Source organism: Streptomyces sp. NPDC041796 (genome assembly GCF_055590785.1).
In genome coordinates this window covers 1-4,880 of sequence record NZ_JBVJAH010000073.1, presented here as the reverse complement: position 1 = coordinate 4,880, position 4,880 = coordinate 1, and the positions used below count along the sequence as shown (strand labels likewise).

2 protein-coding genes and 2 pseudogenes are annotated in these 4,880 nt (G+C 72.7%); 3 read left to right on the top strand and 1 reads right to left on the bottom strand.

Annotated elements, in window-relative coordinates; all coding sequences use genetic code 11:
* Window positions 1–272 precede the first annotated feature (272 nt).
* From tgmC to ACZ6C1_RS38615, 3 genes and pseudogenes are all read left to right on the top strand, one after another.
* Window positions 273–1,450 (top strand): annotated as a pseudogene (tgmC, locus tag ACZ6C1_RS38625) (ATP-grasp peptide maturase system methyltransferase).
* A gap of 138 nt (window positions 1,451–1,588) precedes the next feature.
* Entirely contained in the window at window positions 1,589–1,921 is a 333-nt protein-coding gene (locus ACZ6C1_RS38620) for a hypothetical protein (RefSeq protein WP_469247703.1), read from the top strand.
* Window positions 1,922–1,924: 3 nt separating this feature from the next.
* Window positions 1,925–2,458, top strand: a complete 534-nt coding sequence (locus tag ACZ6C1_RS38615; RefSeq protein WP_469247701.1) for a hypothetical protein — start codon at window positions 1,925–1,927, stop codon at window positions 2,456–2,458.
* On the opposite strand, the pseudogene ACZ6C1_RS38610 reads toward ACZ6C1_RS38615, so the two are convergent.
* A pseudogene (locus ACZ6C1_RS38610) lies at window positions 2,347–4,880 on the bottom strand (Tn3 family transposase); the annotation flags it as partial. The gene ACZ6C1_RS38615 and the pseudogene ACZ6C1_RS38610 sit on opposite strands and share 112 nt — an antisense overlap.

The following is a 4,880-nucleotide window of genomic DNA, read 5'->3' as shown; positions in this document are numbered from 1 at the left end:
CCCCCCCCCCCCCCCCCCCCCCCCCCCCCCCCCCCCCCCCCCCCCCCCCCCCCCCCCCCCCCCCCCCCCCCCCCCCCCCCCCCCCCCCCCGCCGTACTTCTGCGTGTCTGCCGTCGCGGACAGGACTTCGCCCTCACCGGCGATGGCGACCACCCGGAGGACTGGGTGTTCATCGAGTGCAACCCGAACGGCCAGTGGGGCTGGCTGCCCGACGCCGAGCAGATCACCGCGGCGTTCGCCGACATCCTGAGCACGGAAGGAGGCGGAGCGCGATGATGCCCGCCGACCTGGAGACAGACGCCGAGCGGCTGCGCGAGGCAATGGCGAAGGCCCTCGCCGAGGACGGCGTCCTCGCCGTTCCCGGCTGGCGGGCGGCCGTGGAGACGGTGCCGCGCCACCGGTTCGTGCCGGGCTTCTACCTGCCTGCCGATGGGCGCGACGGGCAGGGGCTGACGGTGTGGGAGCCGGTCACCGCCGAACTCGACTACGGCCGCTGGCTGGCCGCCGCGTACTCCGACACGACGCTGATCACGCAGTTCGACGGCGACGAACCCGACTGGAAGAACCCCCAGGTGCAGCACGGCGGGGCGCCCACCTCGTCGTCCACGCTGCCGTCACTGGTGGTGCGCATGTGGGCGGACGCCGACGCGCAGGAAGGCCACACGGTGCTGGAGATCGGCACCGGCGCCGACTACTCCACCGCGCTCGCCTGCGAGCGCCTCGGCTCCGCGGACGTCACGAGCATCGAGGTCGATCCGCCCCGGCTTCAGCAGGCGGCCAGCGCGCTGTACGGCTGCGGGTATACGCCGACGCTGGCGGTGGCGGACGGACTGTACGGGTACTGGCCGGAGGCGTCCTTCGACCGGATCGTGGCCGCCTACTCCTTCCGCGCCGTCCCGCCTGCCCTGCTCGCCCAGGTGAGGCCGGGCGGGAAGATCCTGCTCACCCTGTCCGGCTGGCTCTACGGCTACGCCCGCGTCCTGCTCACCGTGAACGGCGACGGCACTGCGAGGGCCAGCTGCTGGGCGGCACCGTGTCGTTCATGTCCGCCCGCACCCACGCGGCGCCGGCGTTCGGCAACCCCGCCCACTGGGCCGCCGGGCTCCCGGAGACCGGCCGGGCGGCCCGGCACAGCCCGGAGCGGATCACGGCCGCGACCGAGGAGGCGTTCCACCTGCGGTTCCTCGCCCAGTGCGCCGTGCCGGACGCGCAGATGACCACGGTGGGCGAGGTGGTGCACCTGGTGGACGTCGTGACCGGCTCCGCCGCCACCCTCACCCCCGTCGAGAACAAGTGGGAGGTGCGCGAGGGCGGCCCGGTGAAACTGTGGGAGGGGATCGAGGACGAGGCAGGCCAGCCCGGGCCGGAGACGTTCACGCTGCACGTCTACGACGGCGGGCAGCACCTGCGGCACCCGCACCTGCCCGGCCTGCCGCTGCCCCGCCCCTGATCAGGGGCCACGGGACGCGAAGAACTCCAGGCGCCCGCGGCGGGAGGACGCAACGGAGCTCCACCCCGGGCGCCTGGTTCGTGTACGAGTCCGCTCGAAGCAGCGGGACTGTCCGACCCCTGCGGCACGATGGGTGCCATGTCCGAACTCACCGCCATCTGCACGCCGAACAGCCACCCGCACGAGGACGGCCGGGTCGAGCATGGCTATCAGCTCAACGTGCTCGACCAGGACCTCGCCGTCCTGGCCACGCTGGATCTCCCGGACTGGGAGAACTGTGACCAGGAGGCGGCCGGCCGCTGCCTCGCCGACGCGGGCTTCGCCCTCCAGCCCGATCCCGGCTCCGCCGACACGGTTGGCGGCTGGAGCCCCTCCGGCCTCGGCCTACATGGCGCCCGTGGTCCGCACCGTAACCGTCGAGTGCCCGGCGGCCTCGAACTGACCGGCCGCACCAGCCCGGCGTACGGTTAAGGCATGGCCGGGCAGGTGCGCCGCTGCGCGTACATCTTCTGCTCCCAGCCGCTGCCGGCGCGCTCCCGCAGCGACAGGCGGTTCTGCTCCGCGCGGTGCAAGGCCGCCGCCCGGCGGTGGCGCCGCCACTTCGAGGAGGCCGTGGAGATCGGCCTGTCGTACACGCTCCGCCGCGAGACCGAGCACGTCGTACGCTGCCCCTCGTGCGGCCGGCGCTTCGCCCTCGGGCACGGCCACCGCAGGGACGCCGTCTACTGCGGCCCCGCGTGCCGCCAGGCCGTCTACCGCGCCCGCAAGGCCGAGAAGCGGGTACGCGAACGCGTCACCACCCCTTCCGACGTGACGCCTCGCGGTACCCGCTCCAGCGCCGTGACCAGCGAAAAGACCGTGATGTTCGTGGGGACGGGCGGGACTCCCGGCCCCGGTCAGTCTTCCTCCGCTCCGTCGCCGTCCTCGTCGTCGTCCAGCCCGGGAGCGTCCGGGTCGCGCAGCGGGCGCAGGGTGCCGCCGGCCGGGACGGAGGCGGTGAACCTGTAGCGGCCCAGCACGTTGAGGTTCTTGTGCTTCAGCGGCGACAGCCGCGCGATGTCCTCGTCACGGATCTCGTGGCCTTCTGCCCGCAGCTGGGCGACAGCGGCGTCGATGTACTTCGTGGTCCACAGCACGACGGCGTTCAGGACCAGGCCGAGCGAGCCGAGCTGGTCCTCCATCCCGTCCGGGTCGCCTGGTGGATCGTGCCGCGCTTGCCGTGGCACACGTCCCTCGCGAGCTTGTGCCGCGACTCCTGCACGGTCAGCTGACGGTTCATCTGACGGCGGTAGGTGTCGTCCACCGGGTCGACCACGGCCAGCAGGTGTAGCGTCTTGGCGATCCGCCCGTACTCGGCGAACGCCTGCCCCAGCGGCGTGGGGCGCCCATCGCGGCCGAACATCCGCAGCAGGTCATACGCCCTCACCTGGTTGGTGACCAGGGAACCGGCCACCCGCAGCATGTCCGGCCAGTGCGCGATCACCTTGTTCAGGTTCACCCGGTTCCGCGAGATGTCCTCCAGCGGCCCGTACGATCCCGTCTCCACTCCGGGCAGGCTGGCCCGCCAGAACCGCTGGTCGTCCAGGTCACGGAACCGCGGGCTGAAGTTGTATCCGAGGATCTTGAACAGGCCGAACACCATGTCGGAGTAGGAGGCGTTGTCGGTGGCCACCATCTCCGGCTTCACCCCGCCGTCCAGGTTCAGCAGGGCGTCCAGGATGTGCAGCGAGTCGCGCGGCGTGCCGGGCACGACCATCTGCCCGATGCCCGCGACCTGGTCGTTGACGGCGTTCAGCCAGGTGATGCCGCGCTTGAACCCGAGTACTTCGGGGAGGGCGCGGCATGCGCACGGGGACGACGAACCGCAGCCCGTCCACCGACGCCAGCAGCCCGTCGCCCCAGTACGCCACGATGGGCACCTCGGCCTGGGCGGCGATCAGCTTCGAGTTCGCCGCGGCGATGGTGTCAGCGCGCAGGTAGAACTGGTCGACGTGGACCAGCCGGGAGCGGGTCAGGGCCTCGATGCCGGGGTTGACCACCGGGGTCATGCCGATGTTGCACGCCTCCGACACCAGCAGCGCCACCAGCGACGTCGTCAGGTCCTTCATGCGGGTGGTGCCGTCCCCCAGGTGCACGAAGGCATCCAGGAACCCGGTCCAGCCGTGCACCTCGAACAACAGGTCCGGCAGGTCGACCTTCGGCAGCATCCGCTCCACCCGCCGGCGCAGCCACCGCAGGCTCTTGGGCTCGCCCAGCGCGCCGAGCGCGTCCACGTTCAGCTTCGCCCGCCCGTTCGGCTGGACCTCGATGGAGACCTTCGCCTCCTTCCCGGCCTCCTGAAGCCGTTCGGCCATCAGCTTCCACGCCGCGTCCAGCGCGCTCACCAGGCCCGCCAGGTGCTCCTCGACCGGCATGTCCAGGCTCAGGCCCGCCAGGACGTCCTCACAGACGGCGTCCCACTCCTTGCCGTCCAGCAGCCGGGGCGCGCGGGTCGGACCAGCGGTGCGAGGGCGAGGCGAACACGTTGCGGTTGTTCAGGGCGCGGTGCAGCTGCTCCAGCACGCACACCACGTACCCGTCCCGGTCCACCGCCCCCTGCGGCAGATCCGGGTTGGCCTACACCGCCTTGCGCCACGCGGCCAGCACCAGCTTGTCGTCCACCTCGCGCGGCAGCAGTGGCTTGTCCTTCACCCGCCGCCGCGCCAGCGCCGGAAGCCGCCGCACCCCGGCCAGCACCCGCTGCCCGACCGGCGCCGCCCCCAGCGCGGACGTCTCGCCCAGCAGGGCCAGGAACGGGCGCACCGTGTTGTACCGGTTCGCCAGCGCGGCCCGCATGGCGACCTCGGCCGAATCCTCGTCCTCCGGCACCAGCGAGACCACCAGCGCCGCCGCGCTCATCACCACCGAGCGCGGGGCGACCTCCTCCACCGCCCGCCACAGCGCCGCCGCGTCCAGGTCGGTGCCGTGGGTCTCGACGAGCTCCAGCTCCTCGAACAGCACCTTCGCCGCCCGCGCGAGTGTCCGGGACGCCTTCTCCAGCTGCGGCAGCGTCGAGAGCCGTTCCTTGTCCGTGGCCCGCTTCGCCGTGCTGATCAGCCGGGTGGCCATCAGGACCTGGAACAGGTCCAGGGCCTCGTCGATGGCCTTGGCCTCCAGGTGCCGCATCACCGCGGTCAGCATCGCCGTGCGCTTGGGCTCGGCGGCCCGCTCCAGCCCGGCCGCCTTCGAGCCGAGGCCGTAGCGGGCCAAGGCCGCCAGCCGGTTCGGCGGGATCTTGTTCAGCCGCACCCGGCCCAGGCCGAACGCGCCGATCTCGTCCACCCGCTCCAGCGCGCGGGCGAACGCCGTGCCCGTCGTGCGCGTCGGCGGCCGGCGCAGCCGCTCCAGCTCCGAGAACCGCTTCCCCTCCGGCACCGCGAGCGTGGCGACC